A 23,323-nucleotide genomic window follows, 5' to 3' on the forward strand; every position below is an offset into this window, starting at 1 on the left:
CCGCTCAGGCGGGTCGCAGCCAGAGCGTGACGAACCCGCGCTCGTCGCCCTCCGCCTGACGGATCACCGAGTCGTCCGGCTCCTCCTCGGCGAGCCCGCCCCCGGCGAGCAGGACGGCGGGGCGGTAACCCCACTTGCGGTAGGCGGCCAGCACCGCGGCCGGGTCGTCGCCCAGTTCCTCGATGGCGCCGGGGCAGAACTCGCACAGCACGTCGGGCCGGTCGCGCTCCAGGGACTCCTGCAGCCCGGCGAGCGCCCGGTGGTCCCTGCCCTGCAGGTCGGTCTTCACGAGGCTCACCGGCTGCCGGACGACGTCGGGGTTGCCGTCCAGCCGCACGGCCGTGACCAGTGGCCCGGCGGAGCCGTCGGCCTCACGCGCCCGGTGGTCTCCGCTGTTGTCCAGCTCGCGATGCTCCAGCACGAGGCTGCCGTCGGCGTCCCATGCCGCCGCCTGCAGCACCGTGACCAGCCCGGCCTGGGTCCTCGGCAGGTTCACGGCCAGGTTGCGGCGCAGGAACTCGGCGTTCTCCGGATCGGCCTCCACAGCCACCACCGAGGTGACGGCCGGGCAGGACCGGAGCAGGCTCAGCGTGTGGTAGCCGACGTGGGCGCCGATGTCGAGGAACCCGCCCGGCCTGCGCGCGGCGATCCGCGCCATCAGCGCGGCCTCGTCGTGCTCCCACGAACGGTGGTGCCGGATCCACGGCAGCATGACCTTGTCGTCGGGGAGCAGCAGGATGCCCGCGTCGCACACGACGACGTCCGCGCCCTGCGGAACCGGCGCGTGTACGAGCCGCGCCGCGTTGAGCATCGCCTCGACGTCCCGGCTGAGCCGCTGGATCGAGTGCTCGTCGCTGTCGAGCCGCTGGTCGCGCGCCTGGAACATCTCGTGCACCGTGTCCTGCCGTGCCGCCACCTCACCCGAGAGCTCCTGCTGGCTCTGCTCCACCCGGTCGACGCGCCGCTCGACCTCGCGCACGGACCGCTCGGCCTCCGGCTGGCGGCGGCGCAGCTCGGTGATGTCGGCCTGGTGCGCCCGCAGCGCGGCGTCCCGCCGCTTGCCTGCCTGGTCGGCCCCCGCCGCCATCCGGTGGGTGTCGCCGAGCGCCGCTTCCAGCGACTCGATGCGCTGCAGCAGCCTCCCCAGGGTGTCCTCGGTGCCGTCGAGCAGCGCTCCGAGCACCGAACGCTGGTGCACGTCGTAGTGGTCGATCGCGCGCAACACGGCCTTGCGGACCGCGGGCGCGAGCGGCGTGCGGGACTCCGAGCCCGGGTCGGGCCGCCAGCGCAGTGCCTCCCGTGCGGACCGTACAGGGGTCAGGGGGTGCTCCGGCGGCTCGGTCTCGACCGGCGCCCTGCGGGCCAGCCACGTCTCGTGGGCCCTGCGCAGCTCGGTACACAGCCACTCCGAGGCCGCCTCCATGGAGCGGGTCCGCAGGATGTGCTCCCGTGCGGCGGCGCCGCGGGCGGCAGCCACCTCCGGCTCGTCGGCGACCTGCCGCATCGCCTCGGCCGCCGCGTGGAGGTCGGGATCGGCCCAGAGCGCCTCGGGGTGGTACGGGTGGCAGTCCTTGCCGACGGTCACCAGCGAGTACGGGATCGGCCAGCCGGTGCGCTCGTCGAGGAACTCGGTGGTGCTGGAGTAGGCGGTGCTGATCACCGGCATGCCCCGCGCCATCGCCTCGGCCACGGTGAGCCCGAAGCCCTCGCTGCGGTGCAGCGACACGTAGCAGTCACTGGTCGCGTACAGGTCGGCCAGCTCCGCCACGCTGAGATAGCGCTCGATCAGCTCGATCCGGTCGTCACCGGCGACGGCCACCCGCAGCCGCTCGGCCGCCTGCGGGTGCAGGTCGCCGTTGATCGTCTTGAGCACGAGCCGCACGTCGTCCCGCTCGCCGAACGCCCTGCGGAACGCCTCGACGGCGCCCCACGGGTTCTTGCGCTGTGCGACGCTGTTGAAGTCGAACGCGAAGAGGAAGCGCACCGGCTCGCCTGCCCTGCGCGGGCGCGCGGTGGCGCCGGGGTCGCGCACCGGCACCGGAATGGTCTTCACCGGCACGCTCGCGTGCGCGGCGAACGCCTCGCGGCAGAACTCGCTGATGGTCCACACCTCGTCGACCATCTCGAACGCCTCGTGCTGCCACTCGGGGAAGTCCTCCAGCTCCCACGCCCACAGCCCGATGCGGTAGCGGTCGTGGACCACGTCCGGGTGGTTGGCGAGCGCGATCCGCGTCTGGTCGGCGTTCACCGCGAGCAGGCTCACGCCGAAACGCGGCGTACCCGTCGTGGCGGGCCGCTCGATCCCGGTGCGGTTGGACACCGCCCGCTCCTCCAGCACCGAGACGACGTCGACGCCGCCCCGCACGATGGCGTCGTGGACGATCCGGCCCATCTCGCCGAGCCCGAGCTCGGCGGTGAGGTAGCCGAGGATGTTGACGCCGAAGTCCTCCACCGGCTCCTGCGGGACCGGCGGTGGCACCGGCATGGCCCACTCGGGCAGCACGTCCTCGGCCACGCCGGAGTTCTCGCACCACACGCGGAAGGCGGGCGAGTCCGAACCCGTCGGGTGCGGGAACGCCAGCTGCAGGTCGGTGCGGGAGGCCCACACGGCGAGGGCCAGCCGGTTCAGCCCGGCGGCCGCCTGCGCGTGGTCGGCGGGCGAGGCGAGCCAGGACCGCAGCGCGGCCCCGCCGTCGGCGCCGTAGGCGTGCGGCGGCACGGGCTTGCCCTTGCGCTCGGCCTCGATCCAGCCGTCGCGGAACAGCCTGCGGCAGCCCTGCGGCAGCGGTGTGCCGTCACCGAAGGTGGCGAAGCCGTAGGGCACGGCGTCGAGCGTCTCGGCGTACCCGGCGGCCTTGAGCGCGGCGCCGTAGTCGTCGCACAGCCGCCGCAGTTCGGGGTTCTCCGACAGCAGCACGCGCGGCTTGCGGGCGCAGTGGAAGGTCAGCAGCCACGGCCGCTCGGGCCGGTAGCCGCTGAAGTGGAAGAACCGCAGCGGCCTTCCGCCCGCGGTGACGGTGCCGTCGGCGGCGCGCGCGATGTCGCGCTCGTGCAGGTTCCAGTAGGCCACGTTGAAGCCGGGGTCGGTGATGATCGTGTGCCGGAACAGCGCGGGCACCTGGTCCACCCAGCGCTGGTCGGTGAACAGCTGCCGCTCGGGCGCCACGATGGCGTCCTGGCGCAGCCTGCCCGCCCAGAAGTCGAGGAAGCCACCCGAGCCCGGCCCCACGGCGACGAAGCCGAGGTTGAAGATGCCGGTGCCCATGATGACCGCGTCGTCGGGCTCCTTGCCGTCGCGCGGCAGCGGCGCGGTGAAGTGCGGGGTGAGCACGATGCCGTGCTCGGCGGCCAGCTCCGCGAGCTCCGGCATCGGGGCGAACACCTGGATGTCCGGGTCGAGATAGATGGCCACGGTGGCGGCACGGCGCAGCTCGCGCAGCAGGAACGGCTTGACGGCGGTGGCGAGCTCGGTCACCGAGTAGGCGGTGGCCATCCGCAGGTACGTCTCGGTGTCGATGCCGAACGCCGACGGGTCGACGACGCGGTAGCCGTCGCGTTCACCGGCGTCGGTGGCGTCGCCGTCGATGACCCCGATGACGAAGTCGTGGTCGGGGTGCTGTGCCAGGTAGGACCGGGCCAGCACCCGCGCTGCGGGCAGGTAGTTCCGTGCGACGATCGTGCACGCCGTCACGTCGGCTTGCTCACGCACCTGCCGGGAGCACCTCCAGCTGGGCATCGAGGATCTTGTCGAAGTCGCTGCGCGCCGAGTCGAGCCCGGACTCGGAGTTCACCTCGATGCGCACGAGCACGTCGCCTGCCAGGTAGTGGCCGCGCAGCTGCACCTTCTGCTTGTTCTTCGGGTCGGTGAACGCGGTGAGGCGGACGTTGTCCGGAACGCCGTCGAGCACGCGCTGGGCGCCGTTGGTGGTCTGGATGTAGGTCAGGTTCGACACCTCGTCGCTGGCCGCGCCCGCGTCGCCGACCTGCGTGAGCAGCAGTGCGGCCACGTTGCCGTTGTCCATGCGGTACACGGCGAACTTGGCGTCGCCCGGCTCGGTCCGCTGGTAGGACTCGAGCTCCTGGTCGTTGAGGTAGTTGAGGTCGGGCACGTCGTCGAAGGTCTTGACCTCCGGGTGCGCCTCCTCGTTGCCGGGCAGGTCGTTCAGCGGCAACGGGTCCGGCGGCGGCTGCGACGACGACGGCGCCGCGGAGCTGGCCGGGGGCTGCCCGCCGGCCTGGTTGTCGCCGCCGCCGTTGTCGTCACCGCCGGTGCCCCAGATCAGGAAGGCGCCCACGGCGATGGCGGCGAGCAGCACCACCGCACCGATGCCGGCGAACAGCTTGCCCTTGCCGCCGCCGGGCTTGTCGTCGAAGCCCTCGGGGCCCTGCGCGGCCCACTCCGAGGAGCCGGTGGGCGCGATCGGCGGGAAGTCGCTGCCGCCCCACGGCGGGCTCTGGTCGGGGTCGGGCGCGTTCCACGGCATCTGCTGCGGGGGCTGGTGGGGCTGCTGGAAGCCGCCCGCGGGCGACGGCGCGCCGGGCTGCTGGAAACCACCGGCGGGCGAGGCCGGCTGCTGGAAGCCACCCGCGGGGGAGACGGGCCCCGCCGGGTGCTGCTGGGGGTAGCCGGTGTGTGGCGGCTGGGCTTGCGGGTGCTGCTGTGGCTGCTGGGCTTGCCACGGCGGGACGGCCTGCGTGCGCTCGGCGCCCGAGTCGGCGGGCGGCGTGACCGGCGGGATCACCTGGGTGGAGTCGGCGTTCTGGCCGCCGCCCTGCTGGTCCTGCTGGTTCTGCGGCTGGCTCGGCTGCTGCTGATCGGGCTGCTGCGGGGTCTGGGGGCTCTGCGGTGTCCCGGCTGCCGAGTCGTCCCCGTGGGCCACCGCCGACGACAGCACCTGGTCCCGGCGAACCCGGTAGTCGTCCGCGGAGAGTCTGCCTGATGCAAGCTCCTCGTCCAGCTTGCGCAACTCTTCCTGCCAGGACACCTGGACCCCCTGCTCACTTGGCGGCGGCTCGCCACGGCCCCGCGTCACGATGCGTTCGGACGAGCCACATTCTGCACGCTCACGGTCCTGCGTGGCGGCGCGGGTCGAATTGTGACCTCCCCGGTTTGCGCCGTTTGCCGGGCCCGTCTGGTTCAGTCCTGTGGCAGCACGGCCGACACGGAGTCGATCGTGCGGACCAGCCGTTCCCTGAGCTGGTTCTCGTCGCCGTCGGCGGCCTGCGACACCCCGATGCCCACGGTGGTGTCACCGGAGGCGTACCAGACCACGCTCACGCGGCCCGTCGAGTCGGTGCGGTTGAGCGCGACCAGGCCCTGCTCGCCGTCGAGCGGGACGCGGGTGAACCCCCGCGCGGTGATGCTGCGGTTCAGCTCGCCCGCCAGGGCTTCGGCCTGCGCGGCCGACGGTGTGGGCAGGGCGATGACGGTGTAGCCGTCGGTCAGGTGGGCGCCGTCCGACGACGAGCGGTAGACCACCTCGCGGGCACCGCCCCGGCGCATGGCCTCGGCGTCCTCGGCGGAGTACAGGCCCAGCTCGAGGCCCTTGTCCACGCTCATCGTCGAGCTGTTGGGGTTCGGCTTGCCCGGCAGCCGGGGCAGCCGGTCCTCCAGCGCGGGTTCCGCGGTGCGGGCGGTCGTGTCCTGCACCGCCTGCCCGCCACCGGGGTCGCTGCCGCCGCGGCCGAGCCACCAGGCACCGCCGATGACGGCGGCGAGGGCGACGAGCACGGCGAGCGCGATCAGCAGCCACGTCCGGGCCGCGCCGCGGTTGGCCGGAGGTTCCCGGTGTGGTGCGCCGGGCGGCGGTGGCCCCGCGAACGGCTCCGGGCGGGCGCCGACCCTGGTGATGGGCATGGTCAGTTCGGCGGGCCGTGCCGACGTGCGGTCGGGGTAGGGCATCGAGTCCGTGGGCCGCTCGTCGGCCGGGCTCGGCGCGGTGGTCTGCCGGTCGCTGGCCAGCAGCGCCGTGGGGTCGAGCTTGCGGGTCACGGGTTCCGGTCCGGCCTGCGGGGTCTGCGGCGCCGGGCCAGGCGACGGCGGTGACGGCGGTGACGGCGCGGGATGGCCGGGTGGCGCCGGTGGCGGGCCTGCCGGTGGTGGCGGCGGCTGCTGGTGCGCGGGGTTGGCCGCCTCCCAGCGTGGCTGGCCTGTCTTGTCCGCCGAACGCCTGCGCGGGCTCGGCACGGGCGACATCAGCGGGATGCCGGAGGCTTCGGCGAGGATCTCGTCACGCTGGCGACGGTGCTGGTCATGGGTGATGCGCCCGGCGGCGAGGTCGGCGTCGAGCCGACGCAACTCTTCCTGCCAAGTCATCGCGACCCCCTGACCACCCGGAACGTCTCGCACACTATCGCGTCACCTGTTGGTGCGACATGGTGTCGCTACGATGGGAGCATGTCGCTGTTCGGTCGAGACAAGACCCGTCCGGTGTCCGCCGAGGAGGCGCTGCCGGGGCACGCCGAACCCCTGGTGACGCCCGACGTGCACGCGGTGCATCCCGACCGGCGGATCAAGCCGCCGTTCCCGGACGGCCTGCGCACGGCCGTGTTCGGGCTCGGCTGCTTCTGGGGAGCCGAACGCCTGTTCTGGCAGACGCCCGGCGTGTACTCCACGGCCGTCGGCTACGCGGGCGGCTACACGCCCAACCCGACGTACGAGGAGGTGTGCACGGGCCGCACCGGGCACACCGAGGCGGTGCTGGTGGTGTTCGACCCGGCGCAGGTGTCGTACGAGACCCTGCTGAAGGTGTTCTGGGAGGGCCACGACCCGACGCAGGGCATGCGGCAGGGCAACGACGTGGGCACGCAGTACCGCTCGGCGATCTACTACGCCGACGACGGCCAGCGCGAGCAGGCCGAGGCCTCCCGCCAGACGTTCCAGTCGGCGCTGCGCGCGGCGGGCCACGGCGAGATCACCACCGAGATCGCGCCGCTCGGCGAGTTCTACTACGCCGAGGACTACCACCAGCAGTACCTGTACAAGGTGCCGAACGGCTACTGCGGCCTCGGCGGCACGGGCGTGTCCTGCCCGGTCGGCCTCGGCGTGGAGAAGTAGGCCGGGCGTCCACGGGTAGCGGCGTCGGCCACGGTGTGGTCGCGCCGGTCGGTGCCGGGATCTCGAAGAATTCATGGGCCCTGATGTCCAGGCCGCAATCGAGGTCATGGAAGAAGCCCAAGAAAGGGCGTGGACCTTCCAGCCGGCATATCGCTTGGCCCCGCGCTCTGACTACCGAAAGTACGGCACCGTGACGACAGATCTCCCGCCCCGGGCCGGACCCGTACAAGGGCGAGCCTCGTCCACCCCGTGCGCCCGTGAACCCCAGAGAGGAGAACGACGAGCCGGCGCCCAAGCAGCCCTACCACTCCAAGAAGGTGCTCCCCGGGCCCGAGGGCGGTGGTCCACCCCTTGAGTGGCACTACGGAGACAGGAGGATGCAATGGTGGTTTTCGGGGGTCACTGTTGTAGCATGCCTGCTCCTTGCCGTCTTCAAATCGGGCTGGGCTTGGGCTGGCGAGTGGTATGTCTGGGCAGTTTTGGCCGCATTTGGCCTGATCGCATGGATACTTCCCAAAGGACACAAAATATCCGCAGGGGCCGACTGGCTCAATACGCGCGGTGAGATCGTCAGAATCTACGAGCTGACGGCCGTCAAGCTCAAAGGGACGGCCGGCGGGTACAACATCCATCTGTATGACGTGCATGGACACGAGGCGGATACGGGCCTGGATCTAATGTACGCCAACCGCGACCTCTGGGACCTCGTTTACAACGGCATCCGCCATTCCGTAGCGCACGGTGCGCAGACGGACGCCCTGACCCGGTCCAAGCTTCAACTTGGCCGCGAGCACCACGAACAGGATTCCGGGTCGTAGCCCGGAACTCTGTCAGACCCGGGAGCGGTCGAGGTGAGTAGCAGTACTCAAGACATCCGCCGGCCGGCGGCCGACCCTTGTTCCATGACTTCTTCGGCCAAGGTCTCACCGCCCACCACGGCGGCGTTCTTCGCTCAGGCGGCGATCTCGTTCGGGGTCGCGCTCGTCGCCGTTGCCATCGGCATCGCGTACCTGCCCGTGGACGGCTGGGTGCGAGCCTTTCTGGCCATCGGCATCCTCTACACCGTCACGTCGGCCTTCACGCTCGCCAAGTGCGTCCGCGACCGGCAGGAGGACAGCTACCTGGTCAGCAGGGTCGACCAGGCCAGGCTGGACAAGCTGCTCGCCGAGCACGATCCGTTCCGGGTCGACGCCGCCTGAGCGAGGAACCCACCCGCTAGCGGAAGTTGACGTCGGCGCAGGAGTAGAACGCGTTGGCCGTGTCGGCGATGTCCCACACCGCGAAGATCATGTGATGGCCGCTCTTCCCGGAGGGCAGCCTGCCGGTGTGGGTCACCGTGAACGGCGGGCGCCTGCCGCCGAAGTCCACGGTCAGGAACGGCGCGGGCTCCAGCTGCGCGCGCGAGAGCGGGGCGCCGGGGTTCCAGCCGTCCTTCGTGACGAAGTACCGGAACGAGGTGGTCGCGTGCGCGGCCGTCAGCTCCCACCGGAACTCGAAGTCCTGCCCGCTCGTCATGGGCTGCTGCGGCCAGGGCTTGCTCGGGTCGTCGAGCTGGGCGAAGCGTGCGTTGCCGCCCGCGCAGAGTGTGCCGTCGGCGGGACCGGCTTCGGGGAAGCCCTTGGGGCCTTCGACGCTCTGCGGCTCCCATTGGATCGAACCACAGTCGCTCACCGCACCCTGGTGGCAGTGCAGCGACCGGCTCGGCGGGTTCTGCGTGTAGCCGTGGGCCGAGGCGCTGCCGGCGAGCACCACCGGGGCGGCCAGCGGTATGAGCCCGAGCGTGGCGATGCCCAGTGCTCGACGCGCACGTGTGCCGAACATCGTCGTCTCCCTTCATGCAGGTGTGTCAACGATTTTCGGCCGACCCGCCAATGGTGTAGACCACTGACCGGCCCAATCGCACCCGGGAGAAGACTCGCCAAAGTGGTCCATACCACTTGGCGAATGGAGTAGCGCGTTGCGGCTTTTCGCAACGGCCTGCGACGGAAAACGGCCTCCCCCGAGCGGGGGAGGCCGTTGAAAAACCGGAGAGCGGACGACGGGACTCGAACCCGCGACCCTCACCTTGGCAAGGTGATGCGCTACCAGCTGCGCTACGTCCGCCTGTGCTGCCCTCTCGAGGCGTGCGTGGCACAGTCTATACCCATGGCGATCCGGGGTCGCGAGGCACCCGATGTGGGGGCATTAGGTCACGTCCGTAGTACAAGGGGTGACGCCACCGGCGCGGCTCCGTATGGTGTTCAACGTTCAACCGAAAGGGCTACGGCCCGGAGGGGGTGCCTGGCTGGATGGATCGTGCCGTTTCCGGATCCGATGAGCCGGCACTGCTTGGACGCCTGCGCGTCGGCGAGGACGCGGCCTTCGGGGAGCTCTTCGAGCAGCACGCGGCCGCCGTACGGCGCCTTGCCCGCGGTCTCGCCTCCGACAGCTCCGAGGCCGAGGACATCACCGCCGAGACGTTCTTCCGCGTCCTGCAGGCCGTGCGCCGCGGCAACGGCCCGCGCGACAACGTACGGGCGTACCTGCTGACCGTTGCGCGCCGCGTCTGCTGGGAGTGGCACGGAGCGCGACGCGACGTCCCGGTCACCGACGACGAGCTGACCAACCGGGTCGGCGCGGGGGCGGACTCGCAGAACCGCACGGCCGAAAGCACCCTCATCACCCGCGCGTTCTCCAGCCTGCCGGAGCGCTGGCGCACCGTGCTGTGGCAGACCGAGGTCGAGGGAGTGCAGCCCGCCCACGCGGCGCGGGACTTCGGGCTCAGCGCCAACGCCACCGCCGCGCTGGCCCGCAGGGCCCGGCTCGGCCTGCGCGCCGCGTACCTGCAGGCCCACCTCGCGGTCGACCGCAGCTCCGACGGCTGCCGCACCGTGATGGAGAAGCTCGGCGGCTACACCGCGGGCAGCGTCACCGGCGCCGAGGCCCGCAAGATCAAGGCACACCTGGGCACGTGCGCCTCGTGCCGCTCGACTCACGACGAGCTGCGGGAGGTCTGTTCCTCCCTGCGCGCCCACGCGGGTGTCATCGTGCTGTTCGTTCCCGCCGCCGGGCTGGCGAGCATGGCCACCGGGGCAGGCACGGCCGGGCTCGGCGGCGCCGCCGGCTCGGCGACGGCCTCGGCGGGCACGACCACCTCGGCCGGCGGCGTCACGGCCGCGAGCGCGGGCAGCGCGGGTGGCCTCGCCGCCACGAGCGGTTTCGGCGGAACGGCGGTGGCCGTCGGCGCCAACGTCAAGGTCGGCCTCGCGCTGGCCTCCACCGCCGCCGTGGGCGTGGTGGGCATGGTGGGTCCCTCCGATCCGCACACCCAGGACCAGATCGGCCTGCCGAGCGACGGCAACAGCGCCGAACTGCACATCGCCGAGCCGCGCCCGTCGGAGCGGCTGGGTTCGGCCGTGGTGCCCGGCACCGGCCACACCGTGCAGGACTACCTCGAACAGCACCGCGCGGGCGCGCGGCCGGGTGCGGAGTCCGAACCCGCCGAGCAGCCGGCCACCGAGTACACCGCTCCGGAGGGCGTGCAGATCGCGGGCGAGGCCAAGCCACCGCAGACCCCGGCCGGCGGCACCGAGCTGCCGGGCGTGGCTGCGGGCGGTGCCCCCGGGAAGGGCAACGGCGCGGGCAGGGGCACAGGCGAGGACAACGGACAGGGCAACGGCAGGCCGCGCAGCGACCCGCCCGCCGAGAGCCCGCCCACCGGGACGCCCATGGGCACCAGCGAGCCCGCGACCTCGTCGCCGGGCCGCACACCGGTGCACTCGCCCGGCAAGCCGGAGTCGCCTCCGGCGCAGTCCGGCTCGGCGTCGGGCAAACCGGATGAGCCACCGGGGCAGAGCAAGAAGTCGCCCGCACCCTCGACCACACCGGCGCCCTCGTCCTTCGAGGAGTCCGGCGAGGACGACGGGCACGCCGACGATGACGCCTGTCGCCGGGGCGGGCCACCGTCCTGGGCTCCCGCGCGCGACCACGACGATCGCGAGTACCACGAGCACGCCGCGCGGGGGTGCGGCCCGAACGAGCACGCGGGCTTCCCGCCACGCTGACGATCACGGTACCGTTTTCACCAGAGTTGCTCGGGCGGGCTTGCGGAGGGCAGTGATGAACCGGCTGGTCCGGGGATCTGACGGCCGGGAATGGGTCATTCGTGCCCAGATGGAGTGGCGCAGGCCCGCGACGGCCGACGACTTCGAGCACGACGTCGCCGCCAGCTACGCGCCCGGCGTCGTCATGATGTTCGTCGCCCTCTTCCTCGCCATCATCCTGGTGGTGTGGATGCCCGACGACGTGGTGGTGCCCGCCTGGGTGCCGCTGGCGGTGTTGCTGGTCGCCCTGTTCTTCCCGCTGCGCTGGATACTGCGCAGGCCGTGGACCGTCGTCGCCGAGACCGAGGGCGATCCGATGGGCGACCGGCCCTCCGAACGCTGGGTCGGCACCATCCGCGGCATCTTCACCGTGCGCGGCGAGGTCAACCGCATCGCCAAGTCGATCCAGAGGCACGACCTGCCGGACTTCGAAGGTCCGTTGCACCCCGTCGAGTGAGCGAGTGAACCATGCCCGAGTTACCGGAGGTCGAGGCGCTCGCCTACCACCTGCGTGAGCACGCCGTCGGCCGCACGGTGAGCCGGGTGGACGTCGTCTCATTGTCCGTGCTCAAGACGGTGACGCCGCAGTGGACCGAGCTGCACGGCCGGGAGGTGACCGGCGCGGGAAGGCACGGCAAGCACCTCGACCTGGAGTGCGGCGACCTGCACCTGATCGTGCATCTGGCCAGGGCAGGCTGGCTGCGCTGGTCCGACTCGCTGTCGCCTGCTCCGCCCCGGCCGGGCGGCAAGGGACCCATCGCGCTGCGCGTGCACCTGTCGGGGCCGGGCTTCGACCTCACCGAGGCGGGCACCAAGAAGGGGCTCGCCGTGTGGATCGTGCGGGACCCGGCCGAGGTGCCGAGCATCGCGCGGCTCGGGCCGGACGCTCTCGAGCTCGACCGGGACCGGCTGGGGACGCTGCTGGCCGGGCAGACGGCCCGGCTCAAGACGGTGCTCACCGACCAGCGGGTCATGGCGGGCATCGGCAACGCCTACTCCGACGAGATCCTGCACATGGCACGCCTTTCGCCGTACGCGACACCGGCGAAGCTCACCGCCGAGGCGCTGGACCGGCTGGCCGAGGCCATGCACGAGGTGCTCACCGGCGCGGTCGAGCGCTCGGTGGGCCAGGACGCCGCCCGGCTGAAGGGCGAGAAGCGCTCGGGGCTGCGCGTGCACGCGCGCACGGGCCTGCCGTGCCCGGTGTGCGGCGACACCGTGCGCGAGGTGTCCTTCGCCGACAAGGCGTTCCAGTACTGCGCCACCTGCCAGACCGGCGGCAAGCCGCTGGCCGACCGGCGGATGTCCCGCCTGCTCAAGTGAGCCGACACGCTGCGTCACAACGGGCTGTCGCGAATTACGCACACAAAGTACGCGGCCAGACCTTGCACCCTGGCCGGTGAGCGCAGAGCATTGACGCCGTGTCCGGCCTGTTGACCACGCAAGTCATCCCATGGGGTGTCGCCGGGGTGCTCACGGTCGTCTGCATCGTGCTGCTGGTCAGGAGCCGCAAGCCCAGCGGTGCGGTCGACGACGCCGTCCTGGAGGCCGTGTACCTCATGTCGAAGGCGCCCCTGGAGCTGCGGGAGGGTCTCGACCAGGCTGTCGCCGACAAGGTCGCGTCGCGCCTGCTGCTGTTGCTCAAGTGCATCGCGGTCGGCATCACCGACGGCGAGGGCACGCTGCTGTCCTGGGACGGCGAGGCCAACGACCACTACGTCGACCTGGTGGACACCATCGGCACCGCTATCCGCAGGCACCGGCGCGAGGTCGTCTCGCACGACAAGATGCCGTGCAACCACCGCGGCACCTGCCGCATGCGCACCGCCGTCATCGTGCCGCTGATCGTCGAGGGCAAGACCGACGCCGTGCTCATCGTGGTCGGCCGCACCCGCGGCAAGCGGATCGTGCAGATGGCCGACGCGGTGGCCCGCTTCGTCGGCACTCAGCTGGAGGCCGCCCGGCTGGAGGAGACGAAGAACCAGCTGCACCAGGCCGAGATCAAGGCGCTGCGGGCGCAGATCTCGCCCCACTTCGTCTACAACGCGCTCAACACCATCTCCTCGCTCATCCGGACCGACCCGGAGGAGGCGCGGGAGCTGCTGCAGGACTTCGCCGACTTCACCCGCTACTGCTTCCGCACCGACGGCGTGTTCACGACGCTGTCCGACGAGCTGCGCAACATCGACCGCTACCTGACGATCGAGAGCGCCCGCTACGGCGGCAGGCTCAACGTGCGGCTCAAGATCGCCCCCGAGGTGCAGTCGGTGGTGGTGCCGTTCCTGCTGATCCAGCCGTTGGTGGAGAACGCGGTCAAGCACGGCATCTCCCGCAAGCCGGGGGGTGGCACCGTCACGGTCACCGCGCAGGACTACGGCACCGAGGCCGAGATCAGCGTCGAGGACGACGGCGTGGGCATGGACCCCGCGCTGCTGGACGGCATGCGCGACTCCACCAGCAGCGCCCACATCGGGCTGACCGGCATCAACCGCCGGATGAGCCAGGTGTTCGGCAACAAGTACTCGCTGATGGTCGAGACCGCACCGGGTGCGGGCATGAAGGTCACCATGCGCGTGCCGAAGTTCGTGCGGGGTGTGCGGCCCGACATGCTCAAGTTCGCCACCGACGTGCCCGAGCAGCCCGAACGCCGGGCGCTCGCGGGCCCCCGCTCCGGGCTGCCGACGGGCGCGCCGAATGCCAGCTAACCTCGGGGCATGAGCTCGCACCGTCCCATGGAGAAGCTGACCTCGCGCCTGCCCGTGCTCGGCGACCGGGCCGACCGCAAGGATGTCGTCGCGGTGGTGAAGCTGCACGGCGTGATCAACCCGCAGCCGTCGCCGCTGGCCAGGGGCGTCATCAACCTCGCGGCGGTGGAGTCGGCCCTCACCAGGGCCTTCGACCACGACCGGCTGCAGGCGGTCGCGCTGCAGATCAACTCGCCGGGTGGCGCGCCGACGCAGTCGGGGCTGATCGCCGAGCGCATCCGGCAGCTGGCCGACAAGCACGGCAAGCCGGTGCTCGCCTTCGCCGAGGACGTGGCCGCCTCGGGCGGCTACTGGCTGGCCTGCGCGGCCGACGAGATCTACGCGCACCGCACCTCCATGGTCGGCTCGATCGGCGTCATCACCGGCACCTTCGGCTTCACCGGCCTGCTCGAGCGCTTCGGCATCGAGCGCAGGCTCTACACGGCCGGCGAGAACAAGGCACGGCTCGACCCGTTCAGCCCGGAGAAGCCCGAGGACGTCGAGTGGCTGCGCAAGCTGCACGGCCAGCTGCACGAGATGTTCGTCGGCTGGGTGCGCGAGCGCAGGGGCGATCGGCTCAGCGACGCCGAAGAGCTGTTCAGCGGCGACGTGTGGCTGGGAGCCAAGGCTCTGGAGCTGGGCCTCGTCGACGGCGTCGGCAACCTGCGCGACGTGCTGGCCGAGCGTTACCCGGACGCCGAGATCGTGGTCGCGGAGCCGAAGAAGCCGCTGCTCGCCAGGCTGGGGGTCGGTGCGCCCGCGGCGGCGTTGCTCGACGCGGTGGCCGACCGCACGGCATGGTCACGATTCGGTCTGTAGCCTGGGCGGCGGTGCGATTTCGCCCACAAGCGGTGTAGACATTGGACGTCCCGGACGGCAGGATGCATGTCACTGTGAGTGCTCACGATGACACCCGAAGGCTCCTCGTCCTTGCCGTGGACGACGAGCTCCCTGGGCTCGACCAGTTGCGGCATTGCCTGGAGTCGAACCCGCACGTCGGCCGCGTGATCCCGGCCGTCGACGCCTCGGAGGCGCTGCGGCTGCTCGGCTCCGAGGACGACGAGATCAGGGTGCGCAAGGAGCGCGGGCTGCCGCCCGTGGACGCGGTGTTCGCCGACATCAACATGCCCGGCCTTTCCGGCATGGAGATGTCGCGCGTGTTCGCGTCGCTGAACCCGGCCCCGGTGCTGGTGTTCGTCACCGGCCACGCCAACGAGGCCGTCGACGCCTTCGACCTGGGCGCTGTCGACTACGTGCTCAAGCCTGCCCGGCAGGAGCGCATCGACAAGGCGGTGGCCAGGGTCGTCGAGAAGCTGCAGAGCCTGCCCGCTCGTGAACCCAGCCAGGGCCCGGAGTCGATCAAGGCCGACGACGAGGTCATCCCCGTCGAGCTGGCGGGCACCACCAAGCTCATCCCGCGGTCCTCGGTGCGCTGGGTGGAAGCGCAGGGTGACTACGCACGCCTGTTCACCACGGAGGGCAGCCACCTCGTGCGCATCCCGTTGGCGCAACTGGAGGAGCGCTGGGAGAAGGCGGGCTTCGTCCGCATCCACCGGTCGTTCCTGGTCGCCCTGCCGCTCATCACCGAGCTGCGCATGGGGCAGGGCGGCTACCAGGTCGTGATCGGCAACGACGAGAAGGTCCTTCCGGTCAGCAGGCGGCACACCCGGGAGCTCAAGGACAGGCTGGTCGGCGCGTCCCGCAGCGGGTAGCCGACCATGACCGACGACTTCTACCGCAGGATCGGCGGCATCCGCGAACCGGACCCGACCCTCGGTAAGAACGTCCCCAGAAAGCAGCCCTCGGCCCCGCAGCCCGGCGAGGACCAGCAACCCTCGCCGCAGCCGGAACCGCAGCCCCCGCCGAAGATCCGCAGGCAGCGGGTGGTGCTCGCCGAGCCGAGCCGCTCGCCCAGCTCCCTGCGCGCGCGGGTGGAGCTCGAGCAGCAGACCAGCTGGGGCGAGCTGCTCATCAAGGACCTCATCAAGGTGCAGCTGCGTACCGGGCTGCTGCTGACCGCGCTCGTGGTGCTCCCGCTCGGTGCGTTGCCGCTGGCCTTCTTCCTGTCTCCGGACTTCGCCGAGCTGCGGCTCATCGGTCTGCCGGTGGCGTGGCTGTTGCTCGGGGTCGCACCGTTTCCCCTGCTGTTCGGCGCGGGCCTGTGGTACAACCGGCTGGCCGAGCGGCACGAACGCGACTTCGTCGACATGATCGAGAACTGAGTGCAGTTGAACGTCTGGGCCCTCACCGGCATCGCGTTGGTCATGGTGGTGACCTATTACCTGGGTCAGCGCTCGTCCCGGTTCGCCAGCAGCACCCACGACTTCCTCGTCGCCCGGCGCACCGTGCGCTCGCGGCGCAACGCCGCCGCCATCTCCGGCGAGTACATCTCGGCCGCGTCGTTCCTCGGCATCGCGGGTCTGGTACTCAAGGAGGGCGCCGACGCGCTGTGGTTCCCGATCGGCTTCACCGCGGGCTACCTGGCGCTGATGCTGTTCGTCGCCGCGCCGCTGCGCCGCTCGGGCGCCTACACGCTGCCCGACTTCATGGAGGCCCGGCTGGGCTCCACGTCGCTGCGCACGCTCTCGACCTGGTTCGTCGTGTTCATCGGCGTGCTCTACATGCTGCCGCAGCTGCAGGGCGCGGGTATCGCGCTCGCGACGATCCTGCCCGCACCGGCCTGGGTCGGCGTCGTCGCGGTCACGGTGGTCATCGCGTTCAACGTCATGGCAGGCGGCATGCGCGCCATCACCCTCGTCCAGGCGTTCCAGTACTGGCTCAAGCTGTTCGCGCTGGCCGTGCCGACGTTCGTGCTGTGCGTGGTGTTCTTCGGCAGCAACGGCGCCGGATCCGCGGGCGGGCTGAGCCAGGAGGCGCCGCCCCGGTTCACCGACGACACCACGCTCACCGTGGAGACCGACGTGCTGCTGCGCGTGGACGAGCCGACGTCGGTGCGTGTTCCTGCGGACTCGCCGAACGTCACCGTCTGGAGCCCCGGCACCGAGTACCCGGTGGCCGAGGGCACGACCCTGTGGTTTCCCGCCCGCTCCGACGTGCCCGTGGTCAGCGACGGCGCGCTGCAGAACGCGGACTGGCTGCGCCCGGCCAAGACGGCCGAGGACATGCTCGGCACGTACTCGCTGATCCTCGCGACGTTCCTCGGCACGATGGGCCTTCCGCACGTCCTCGTGCGCTTCTACACCAACCCCGACGGCAAGGCGGCGCGCCGTACCACCGTGCAGGTGCTGCTGCTGCTCGGGCTGTTCTACCTGTTCCCCGTGATGATCGGGGCCCTTTCGCGGATGTACGTGCCGCAACTGCTGGTCACCGGCAACACCGACGCGGCGGTGCTGCTCGTGCCCTCGCAGATGCTGCCCGGCGTGGCGGGTCAGATCCTGGTGGCCATCACGGCGGCGGGCGCCTTCGCCGCCTTCCTGTCCACCTCGTCGGGGCTGCTGGTGAGCGTGGCCGGCGTGATCGCGACGGACCTGCTCGCGGGCAAGGTCAGGGACTTCCGCCTCGCCGCCGTGCTCACGGCCCTGGTTCCCGCGGGGCTGGCCTTGTCGCTGCCGGTCGAGGACCTGTCGCTGAGCGTCGGCATGTCCTTCGCGCTCGCGGCGTCGACGTTCTGCCCGCTGCTGGTGCTCGGCATCTGGTGGCGACGGCTCACCTGGACAGGCGCGATGCTGGGCATGTGCGTCGGGGGCGGGCTGGTGCTGCTCGCCGTCGCGCTCAACGCCATCAGCGAGCGCACCGGCAGCTGGGCGCCGTGGTTTCTGCAGCAACCCGCGCTGTTCACCGTGCCGGCCGCGTTCCTCGTGACCGTCGTCGTCAGCCTGGGCACGGCGCGCCGCGTGCCCGACGACGTCAACGCCGTGATGCTGCGCCTGCACGCACCCGACCCGCTCGGCTTCATGCGGGACAGGGCCGTCGCCCGGTTCGGAAGGCTCGACGAGCGGCCCCGGTCCTCGCGCGGCGGCGGCAGGCATCGCAAGTAGGTTCACGCGCGTTCCACGGTCCGACATGCGACGATGTGGCCGTGGTGAACCCTGCCGAAGTGCCCACGGCCTCCGTCTCCGACCTGCCGTCGGAGGGGCTCGTGCTGCTCGATGTCCGTGAGCCCGACGAGTGGTCCGCGGGGCACGCCCCCGAAGCGCTGCACATCCCCCTCGGTGAACTGCCCTCGCGCGCCGCGGAGCTGGCCGAGCTGCCCGACGACCGGCCGGTGTACGTCGTGTGCCGCACCGGCGGCCGTTCCGCGAGAGCCGCCGCCTGGCTGAACGCGGCCGGTGTGGTCGACGCCGTGAACGTCGCCGGCGGCATGAAGTCGTGGCAGACCGAAGGACGCGCGCTGGTCAGTGACGACGAACGCACGCCGCCCGAGGTGCTCTGAGCCGTGCAGCCGGGGCAGCCGCGGGAGCGGATGAGGGTGCGCTGGGTGGCGACGACCCCGGCCGGCGCGCCGCGGCCCCGCCGTGCCCAGCCCCGGCCCTACCTGGGGCCGCCGTCGTATCCGGCACCGCCGCGCTGGGGGTTTCCGCACCTGACGTGGCGCTGGCCGACCGCGGTGCCGGGCACCCCCACCGGCGCGCAGGCGCCGGCGCAGCGGCTGCGGATGATCGCCCGCAACGCCACGACCGTGCTGTGGACGCTCGCGGTGCTGGCCACCATCGCCGCCATCGGAGAGTTCTGGCGGTACGCGCTGCTGGTCGACAGCCGCGACTCGGCGCTGCGCCCCGGCGTGGTGGGCACCTCCGACGCGCTGGTGCTGTCGTTCTCGCTGCTGACGTTCGTGCTGGCGCTGTTCGCGTTCGCGGTGACCCTGTGGTGGTTGTTCGTCGCCCGCTCGGCCGCGGCCGAGGACTCCGGGCTCGAGCCGCCCCGCCCTGCGTGGCAGGTGGTCCTGGGCACGCTCGTGCCGGGCCCGAACCTGGTGCTCGCCGGGTCGATCCTGGCCGAGCTGGAACACGCGGCGCTACGCCGCCCCGCGGACGTGCGGCCACGGCCGTCGCGGCTGGTGTTCGGCTGGTGGGCCGCGTGGGTCGGCAACGGTGTGCTCCTGGCGCTCACCGTGGTGTGGCGCATGCGTGACGGCGTGCAGGCCGACGCCGACGGTGTGGTGCTCAGCGGCCTGACCGACCTGGCGGCGGCCACGGTCGCCGGGTTGACCGCGCTGATCGTGCGCCGCATCACGAGGCTCGTCGCGCCGCTCGACGACGCGGAGGTCCGCATGCTGCGGGTGGTGCGGGTGAGCGGCGCGCCCGCGGTCGGCCGCAGGCCACGGCCTAGGACGGCCGCTCGCTGACCACCGGCAGGGTGCGCAGCCCGCGGATCACGAACTCACCGCGGCGCTGTGGTTCGCGCGCCAGGCGCAGCCCGGGCAGGCGGGCCGTGAGCGCGCCGAGCGCGGCGGCGATCTCGATGCGAGCCAGCGGGGCACCGAGGCAGTAGTGGATTCCGCCCCCGAAGCCGAGGTGCGGGTTGGGGCTTCGGCCCACATCGAGCACGTCCGGATCGGCGAACACGTCGGGGTCGCGCGCGGCGGCCCCGAGCAGGGCGGCCACCTTCTGGCCCTCCCGGATGCGGACGCCGGCGATCTCGACGTCGGCCGTGGCCGTGCGCTCGAATAGCTGCAGCGGCGAGTCGTAGCGGATCAGCTCGTCGGTGGCCGGTTCGAGCAGTGCCCGGTCGGCGACCAGACGATCCCACTGGTCGCGATGGGTGAGCAGGGCGTAGGTGCCGTTGCCGATGACGTTGACCGTCGCCTCGTGGCCAGCCATGAGCAGCAGCACGGCGGTGGCCACCACCTCGTCGCCCGTGAGGTCGCTCGCCACGAGATGGCTCAGCAGGTCGGCGCCGGGTGTGCGGGCCCGTTCGGCGGCGAGCGAGCGCAGGTAGTCCGCGAACGCCGCGGCGGCCTGCTCGGCGGCGCGTTGCCGGTCCTGCGGCAGTCCGTACTCGTACATCTTGACGATGGCGTTGCTCCACTCCACCAGCTGCGGCCCGTCTCCGGTGGGCACCCCCAGCAGTTCGGCGATCACGGCGACCGGCAACGGCTGGGCCAGGTGGGTCAGCAGGTCGGCTTCGCCATCGGCGGCGATCGCGTCGGCGAGCCGGTCGACCATGCCTGCCGCCAGTGCCTCGACCGTCGGTCGCAGCCGCTCGACGTGGCCGCGCGAGAACGCCGACGAGACCAGCCTGCGCAGGCGCGTGTGGGCGGGCGGCTCGTTCTCCAGCAGGGAGTTGCGGTGCAGCAGGTTGAACGAGGCGAACTGCTCGAGCGGGGTGGCGTCGCTCCAGATCCGGCCGAGCGATCGGTGCCGCAGCACCGCCGACGCGGCGGCGTGCGACACCGCGATGTGCAACCCCAGGCCGTCGTGCCGGTGCACCTCCGCGTGTGCGCGCAACCGTGCGAACGCGGGATAGGGATCGGCGAGGAAGGCGGGGTCATCGGGGTCGAACACGCCGGTGAGCCTAGCCCGCACGCGATCACGCCGGCGATCCTTCGGACCGCGGCCCACGTCGACCCTTCCACGTGCGCCGGACGCGTGTCCGCCACGCGTCCGAACCGCATCGCAGGCCGGGCACGGCGCCGAGAGCCCGGGAACCCGCTGACTCTAGCCTTGACGAGAGTCGAGTAGCGTCGAATCGAACCGATCGCAGGAGGCACAACGTGGGCAAGGGCGCGCGCAAGAAGGGCCCCAAGAAGGACAGGAAGCCGAAGGTCAGGGACGTCTTCGTCGCCCGGCCGTTCGAGGGGCTGGCCGCCGAGCCGGAGCTGATCGCGTTGCGCGAGTTCGTGCCGTCCGCCACCGCCCGGCTGACCCTGGCCGGCGAGACCGGCAGGACGGTGACCCTGGGCACCGTGCTGCCCATGGCGGCCGCCGCCTTCGTGCGCTCCGACGGCGAGGTCTTCGTCGGCATGCAGGTGCAGACCCGCTCCTCCGACATCAGCCGCGACCTGGGCCGCTCGCTGCGCTGGGCGCTGCGGGCCGAGCCCGGCGACGTGCTGTCGGTGCCCGACACCACGAGCCCGCCCGAGGAGGGCGAGCGGCTGCAGGACCTGCTCGTGCCGGACGCCGAGCTGGAGGTCGAGCTGCACGAGGACTTCTCGTGGTGGCTGCCGGAGGACACCGAGGCCACCGGCGACGTGGCGATGTCCCTGGAACGCGCCAACGCCGCGATCATGCCGACCGAGCGGCTCAGCACCGGTGCCTACTGGGTGCTCGCCGGTGAGAAGGCGCACCTGCGCTGGGTGTGGCCCGCCGACGAGAACCGCCTGCTGCAGGCGCTGGCGCGGCTGTCGGCGGCGGGGGAGCTGGGCCTCGGCGAGGACTCCCGGTACGCGGGATCCTTCCGGGCCCACGGTCTGCTCGTCCCGGTGTGGGACCTCGACCCCGAGGCCCACGCGCGCGAGTGGGCCGAACCCGCCGAGCAGCTCGGCGAGCGGTTGCAGACGGCCCTGACGTCGCTGGACGACGAGCCGCTCAACGCCGCCGAGCGTCGCTCGCGCGACGGCCTGATCGGCCGCCAGCTGACCCTGCGCTGACCGGCAGGCGCGCATGATCCTGCACATCTGCCCTGAGGCCGACTGGGCCGCCGTCGACGAGGGCGGCGCATACCGCGCGGCGTCGCTCGACGACGCCGGATTCGTGCACTGTTCCGACCCCGGCACCGTGCACCTTCCCGCGGGCAGGCTCTACGCGGGCCGTAGGGACCTGCTGTTACTGCGCATCGATCCCGCCCTGCTGGACGTGCCGCTGCGCTGGGAGCCCGCGGTGCCGCCGGAGCCCGGCGCGCCGTGGTTCCCGCACGTCTACGGCCCGATCCCGCGCTCGGCGGTGGTCTCGGTCCACCGGTTCCCTCCCGAGCCGGACGGCTCCTTCCGGCTGCCTGCCGAGCTGGCCGAACCCGGCACCTGACGAACGGCGGGGCAACCTCCGGCCACCGCTCGCGCGTCCACCGCTCAGCCAGGTAAGGGCAGCCCCGCTGGAGGCGTTACGGTGACCGCATTCGTGCCTGCCATCCATCGGGAGATGGCCGGGCGGCCACCGCCTGCCACGAGAGGGGGATCGGTCGTGCCTGGCGACCTCACGGACTTCGGCGAGTTCGTGGAGGCCAGCCTGCCCGGACTGCTGCGCTACGGCCACGCGCTGACCGGCAACCCGCACGACGCCGCCGACCTCGTGCAGACCGTGCTGGAGAAGATCGGCTCGCGGTGGGCCCACGTGCTGCGCAAGACCGACGACCCCCTCGCCTACATCCGCCGCTCGATGGCCAACGCGCACATCAGCAGGTGGCGGCGGCGCCGCAAGGAGAACCTGGTCGCGGACGTCCCGGAGTCGCGGGCCTTCACGCACGCCGACCCGTTCGAGCACGAGCCGCTGTGGCAGGCGCTGCGGGAGTTACCGCCGAGGCAACGTGCGGTCATCGTGCTGCGTTACTACGAGGGATTGTCCGAGGCCGAGATCGCCGCGTCGCTCGGGGTCAGCCCCGGGACGGTGAAGAGCCAGGCCAGCAAGGCGATCGCTTCGCTGCGCGGCAAGCTGCGCGGCGGTGAGGAACGCGAAGGGAGGGAAGTGGTGTGACCGACCGCGACGATCAGCTCGACGCCGAGCTGCGGAGGTTGTTCGACGACGAGCGGCTCGGCCTGCTCCCCAAGCCCGACGCGGCCCAGTCCGTGGTTGCCGGGGCCCGGCGGATCCGGCGCCGCCGGGCGGCCATGGCGGGCAGTGGAGGCGCGCTGGTGGTGCTGGCTCTGGTCGGCGGTGGCCTCCTGCTGGGCGGGCAGCGGCAGCCGATGGAAACACCCGACGCGCACATCGCCGCACCACCTGCCGGCACCGGCGGCACCTCGTCCGTGACCACCACCGCCCAGCCGACCTCCCCGCCGCAGGTCCGTTCCCTGCCGGGGACGCCGCCCGTGGACAGTTCGTCCGAGAGCGAGTCACCGGCCACGTCGTCCCGGCAGTCCACCGCGCGGACCACCAGTTCGCTGCCGCCCGACGCGAGCACGCTGCGCGCGGCACCGGTGTTCGGGCCGGAGAGCTACCAGAAGCTCACGCTGGGCATGTCGTACAGGGACGCGGCGGCCACCGGGATGCTGGCTGGCGCCGATCAGTCGCCGCCGCCCGAGAACGCCTGCTCGACGTACCGGCTTGCCGAGGGGGCGACGGCCATCCGCGACGTCACCATTTCCGGCTCGGCCGGGGTGGTGGTGATCCGGGCCGGTGAGGCCGTCACCCCGGAGGGAATCGGTGCCGGGTCGTCACTCGATCAGGTGCGCGCCGCCTATCCCGATCTCGCGTCGGAATCAGCCGGATACTCCGCGTCGGCCGGGGCGAACTCCCGGTATTTCTTCACCGCATCGGATGATTCGGTGACCGAGGTGCAATTGCGCGCTTCGGGTTCGTCGTGCTGAGCGTTTCCGCGCACGTGAA

Annotated in this window: 22 protein-coding genes and 1 tRNA gene; 17 read left to right on the plus strand and 6 right to left on the minus strand. The window is 71.8% G+C overall.

The window, feature by feature from the left end:
* Positions 1-4: 4 nt before the first annotated feature.
* The 3 genes from BAY60_RS06190 to BAY60_RS06200 form a co-directional block, all read right to left on the minus strand.
* Entirely contained in the window at positions 5-3,709 is a 3,705-nt protein-coding gene (locus BAY60_RS06190) for an FkbM family methyltransferase (protein WP_245992347.1), read from the minus strand.
* A complete protein-coding gene (locus BAY60_RS06195; RefSeq protein ID WP_112279815.1) occupies positions 3,702-4,985 on the minus strand; it encodes a flagellar basal body protein FliL in 1,284 nt (427 codons plus the stop codon). Before BAY60_RS06195 ends, BAY60_RS06190 begins: the two co-directional genes overlap by 8 nt.
* A gap of 152 nt (positions 4,986-5,137) precedes the next feature.
* Positions 5,138-6,316 carry a hypothetical protein gene (locus BAY60_RS06200; RefSeq protein ID WP_146770975.1) on the minus strand — a complete coding sequence of 393 codons (1,179 nt, stop codon included), beginning with the start codon at positions 6,314-6,316 and terminating at the stop codon, positions 5,138-5,140.
* Between the two features lie 81 nt (positions 6,317-6,397).
* Here BAY60_RS06200 and msrA point away from each other — a divergent pair, with 81 nt between their 5' ends.
* The 3 genes from msrA (at position 6,398) to BAY60_RS06215 (ending at position 8,256) form a co-directional block, all read left to right on the plus strand.
* A complete protein-coding gene (gene msrA / locus BAY60_RS06205) occupies positions 6,398-7,057 on the plus strand; it encodes a peptide-methionine (S)-S-oxide reductase MsrA (protein WP_112279817.1) in 660 nt (219 codons plus the stop codon).
* Between the two features lie 257 nt (positions 7,058-7,314).
* On the plus strand, positions 7,315-7,875 hold the full coding sequence (locus BAY60_RS06210; protein ID WP_146770976.1) for a hypothetical protein: 561 nt from the start codon (positions 7,315-7,317) through the stop codon (positions 7,873-7,875).
* 84 nt (positions 7,876-7,959) lie between these two features.
* Positions 7,960-8,256: a YiaA/YiaB family inner membrane protein gene (locus tag BAY60_RS06215; protein WP_112279819.1), complete on the plus strand. Its 297-nt coding sequence runs from the start codon at positions 7,960-7,962 to the stop codon at positions 8,254-8,256.
* A 16-nt stretch (positions 8,257-8,272) separates the two neighbouring features.
* On the opposite strand, the gene BAY60_RS06220 is transcribed toward BAY60_RS06215, so the two are convergent.
* Together BAY60_RS06220 and BAY60_RS06225 are read right to left on the minus strand one after the other, a co-directional pair.
* The gene (locus BAY60_RS06220) at positions 8,273-8,878 is read right to left on the minus strand and encodes a lytic polysaccharide monooxygenase auxiliary activity family 9 protein (protein ID WP_112279820.1); all 606 of its coding nucleotides are present in this window, start codon (positions 8,876-8,878) and stop codon (positions 8,273-8,275) included.
* A gap of 209 nt (positions 8,879-9,087) precedes the next feature.
* Positions 9,088-9,160 (minus strand) — tRNA-Gly (locus BAY60_RS06225).
* A gap of 185 nt (positions 9,161-9,345) precedes the next feature.
* Here BAY60_RS06225 and BAY60_RS06230 point away from each other — a divergent pair.
* The 10 genes from BAY60_RS06230 (at position 9,346) to BAY60_RS06275 (ending at position 19,188) form a co-directional block, all read left to right on the plus strand.
* On the plus strand, positions 9,346-11,100 hold the full coding sequence (locus BAY60_RS06230; RefSeq protein WP_112279821.1) for a sigma-70 family RNA polymerase sigma factor: 1,755 nt from the start codon (positions 9,346-9,348) through the stop codon (positions 11,098-11,100).
* Between the two features lie 55 nt (positions 11,101-11,155).
* Positions 11,156-11,596: a DUF983 domain-containing protein gene (locus tag BAY60_RS06235; RefSeq protein ID WP_112279822.1), complete on the plus strand. Its 441-nt coding sequence runs from the start codon at positions 11,156-11,158 to the stop codon at positions 11,594-11,596.
* 11 nt (positions 11,597-11,607) lie between these two features.
* The gene (locus BAY60_RS06240; protein WP_112279823.1) at positions 11,608-12,462 is read left to right on the plus strand and encodes an Fpg/Nei family DNA glycosylase; all 855 of its coding nucleotides are present in this window, start codon (positions 11,608-11,610) and stop codon (positions 12,460-12,462) included.
* A gap of 89 nt (positions 12,463-12,551) precedes the next feature.
* Positions 12,552-13,844, plus strand: a complete 1,293-nt coding sequence (locus BAY60_RS06245; RefSeq protein WP_112279824.1) for a sensor histidine kinase — start codon at positions 12,552-12,554, stop codon at positions 13,842-13,844.
* Positions 13,845-13,853: 9 nt separating this feature from the next.
* Positions 13,854-14,702: a S49 family peptidase gene (locus BAY60_RS06250; RefSeq protein ID WP_112279825.1), complete on the plus strand. Its 849-nt coding sequence runs from the start codon at positions 13,854-13,856 to the stop codon at positions 14,700-14,702.
* 62 nt (positions 14,703-14,764) lie between these two features.
* Positions 14,765-15,595 (plus strand): LytR/AlgR family response regulator transcription factor, encoded by an 831-nt coding sequence (locus tag BAY60_RS06255; RefSeq protein ID WP_112279826.1) that lies wholly within the window; start codon positions 14,765-14,767, stop codon positions 15,593-15,595.
* Positions 15,596-15,601: 6 nt separating this feature from the next.
* On the plus strand, positions 15,602-16,105 hold the full coding sequence (locus BAY60_RS06260; protein ID WP_112279827.1) for a hypothetical protein: 504 nt from the start codon (positions 15,602-15,604) through the stop codon (positions 16,103-16,105).
* Positions 16,106-17,881, plus strand: coding sequence for a sodium/solute symporter (locus BAY60_RS06265; RefSeq protein WP_112279828.1), 1,776 nt, complete (start codon positions 16,106-16,108; stop codon positions 17,879-17,881).
* A 41-nt stretch (positions 17,882-17,922) separates the two neighbouring features.
* On the plus strand, positions 17,923-18,276 hold the full coding sequence (locus tag BAY60_RS06270) for a rhodanese-like domain-containing protein (RefSeq protein ID WP_112280752.1): 354 nt from the start codon (positions 17,923-17,925) through the stop codon (positions 18,274-18,276).
* Positions 18,277-18,306: 30 nt separating this feature from the next.
* Positions 18,307-19,188, plus strand: coding sequence for a DUF4328 domain-containing protein (locus BAY60_RS06275; protein ID WP_211330271.1), 882 nt, complete (start codon positions 18,307-18,309; stop codon positions 19,186-19,188).
* Here the strand turns inward: BAY60_RS06275 and BAY60_RS06280 are convergent.
* The gene (locus BAY60_RS06280; protein ID WP_112280754.1) at positions 19,169-20,347 is read right to left on the minus strand and encodes a cytochrome P450; all 1,179 of its coding nucleotides are present in this window, start codon (positions 20,345-20,347) and stop codon (positions 19,169-19,171) included. The genes BAY60_RS06275 and BAY60_RS06280 overlap by 20 nt on opposite strands.
* A 209-nt stretch (positions 20,348-20,556) precedes the next feature.
* Here BAY60_RS06280 and BAY60_RS06285 point away from each other — a divergent pair, with 209 nt between their 5' ends.
* The 4 genes from BAY60_RS06285 (at position 20,557) to BAY60_RS06300 (ending at position 23,304) form a co-directional block, all read left to right on the plus strand.
* The gene (locus BAY60_RS06285; protein ID WP_112279829.1) at positions 20,557-21,432 is read left to right on the plus strand and encodes a DUF5926 family protein; all 876 of its coding nucleotides are present in this window, start codon (positions 20,557-20,559) and stop codon (positions 21,430-21,432) included.
* Between the two features lie 13 nt (positions 21,433-21,445).
* Positions 21,446-21,805, plus strand: a complete 360-nt coding sequence (locus BAY60_RS06290) for a DUF952 domain-containing protein (RefSeq protein ID WP_112279830.1) — start codon at positions 21,446-21,448, stop codon at positions 21,803-21,805.
* 114 nt (positions 21,806-21,919) lie between these two features.
* Entirely contained in the window at positions 21,920-22,471 is a 552-nt protein-coding gene (locus tag BAY60_RS06295; protein WP_112279831.1) for a SigE family RNA polymerase sigma factor, read from the plus strand.
* Positions 22,468-23,304 (plus strand): hypothetical protein, encoded by an 837-nt coding sequence (locus BAY60_RS06300; protein ID WP_112279832.1) that lies wholly within the window; start codon positions 22,468-22,470, stop codon positions 23,302-23,304. The genes BAY60_RS06295 and BAY60_RS06300 overlap by 4 nt, the downstream gene beginning before the upstream one ends.
* Positions 23,305-23,323 lie beyond the last annotated feature (19 nt).

It is taken from the genome of Prauserella muralis, from assembly GCF_003202285.1.
Classification (GTDB): domain Bacteria; phylum Actinomycetota; class Actinomycetes; order Mycobacteriales; family Pseudonocardiaceae; genus Prauserella_B; species Prauserella_B muralis.

Excerpts from the sequence above, each read along its gene's own strand:
- BAY60_RS06200 (WP_146770975.1), bottom strand. The coding sequence starts at position 6,316 with ATGACTTGGCAGGAAGAGTTGCGTCGGCTCGACGCCGACCTCGCCGCC.
- msrA (WP_112279817.1), top strand. The coding sequence starts at position 6,398 with ATGTCGCTGTTCGGTCGAGACAAGACCCGTCCGGTGTCCGCCGAGGAG.
- BAY60_RS06215 (WP_112279819.1), top strand. The coding sequence starts at position 7,960 with ATGACTTCTTCGGCCAAGGTCTCACCGCCCACCACGGCGGCGTTCTTC.
- BAY60_RS06220 (WP_112279820.1), bottom strand. The coding sequence starts at position 8,878 with ATGTTCGGCACACGTGCGCGTCGAGCACTGGGCATCGCCACGCTCGGG.
- BAY60_RS06230 (WP_112279821.1), top strand. The coding sequence starts at position 9,346 with ATGGATCGTGCCGTTTCCGGATCCGATGAGCCGGCACTGCTTGGACGC.
- BAY60_RS06235 (WP_112279822.1), top strand. The coding sequence starts at position 11,156 with ATGAACCGGCTGGTCCGGGGATCTGACGGCCGGGAATGGGTCATTCGT.
- BAY60_RS06240 (WP_112279823.1), top strand. The coding sequence starts at position 11,608 with ATGCCCGAGTTACCGGAGGTCGAGGCGCTCGCCTACCACCTGCGTGAG.
- BAY60_RS06250 (WP_112279825.1), top strand. The coding sequence starts at position 13,854 with ATGAGCTCGCACCGTCCCATGGAGAAGCTGACCTCGCGCCTGCCCGTG.
- BAY60_RS06255 (WP_112279826.1), top strand. The coding sequence starts at position 14,765 with ATGCATGTCACTGTGAGTGCTCACGATGACACCCGAAGGCTCCTCGTC.
- BAY60_RS06260 (WP_112279827.1), top strand. The coding sequence starts at position 15,602 with ATGACCGACGACTTCTACCGCAGGATCGGCGGCATCCGCGAACCGGAC.
- BAY60_RS06275 (WP_211330271.1), top strand. The coding sequence starts at position 18,307 with ATGAGGGTGCGCTGGGTGGCGACGACCCCGGCCGGCGCGCCGCGGCCC.
- BAY60_RS06290 (WP_112279830.1), top strand. The coding sequence starts at position 21,446 with ATGATCCTGCACATCTGCCCTGAGGCCGACTGGGCCGCCGTCGACGAG.
- BAY60_RS06295 (WP_112279831.1), top strand. The coding sequence starts at position 21,920 with ATGGCCGGGCGGCCACCGCCTGCCACGAGAGGGGGATCGGTCGTGCCT.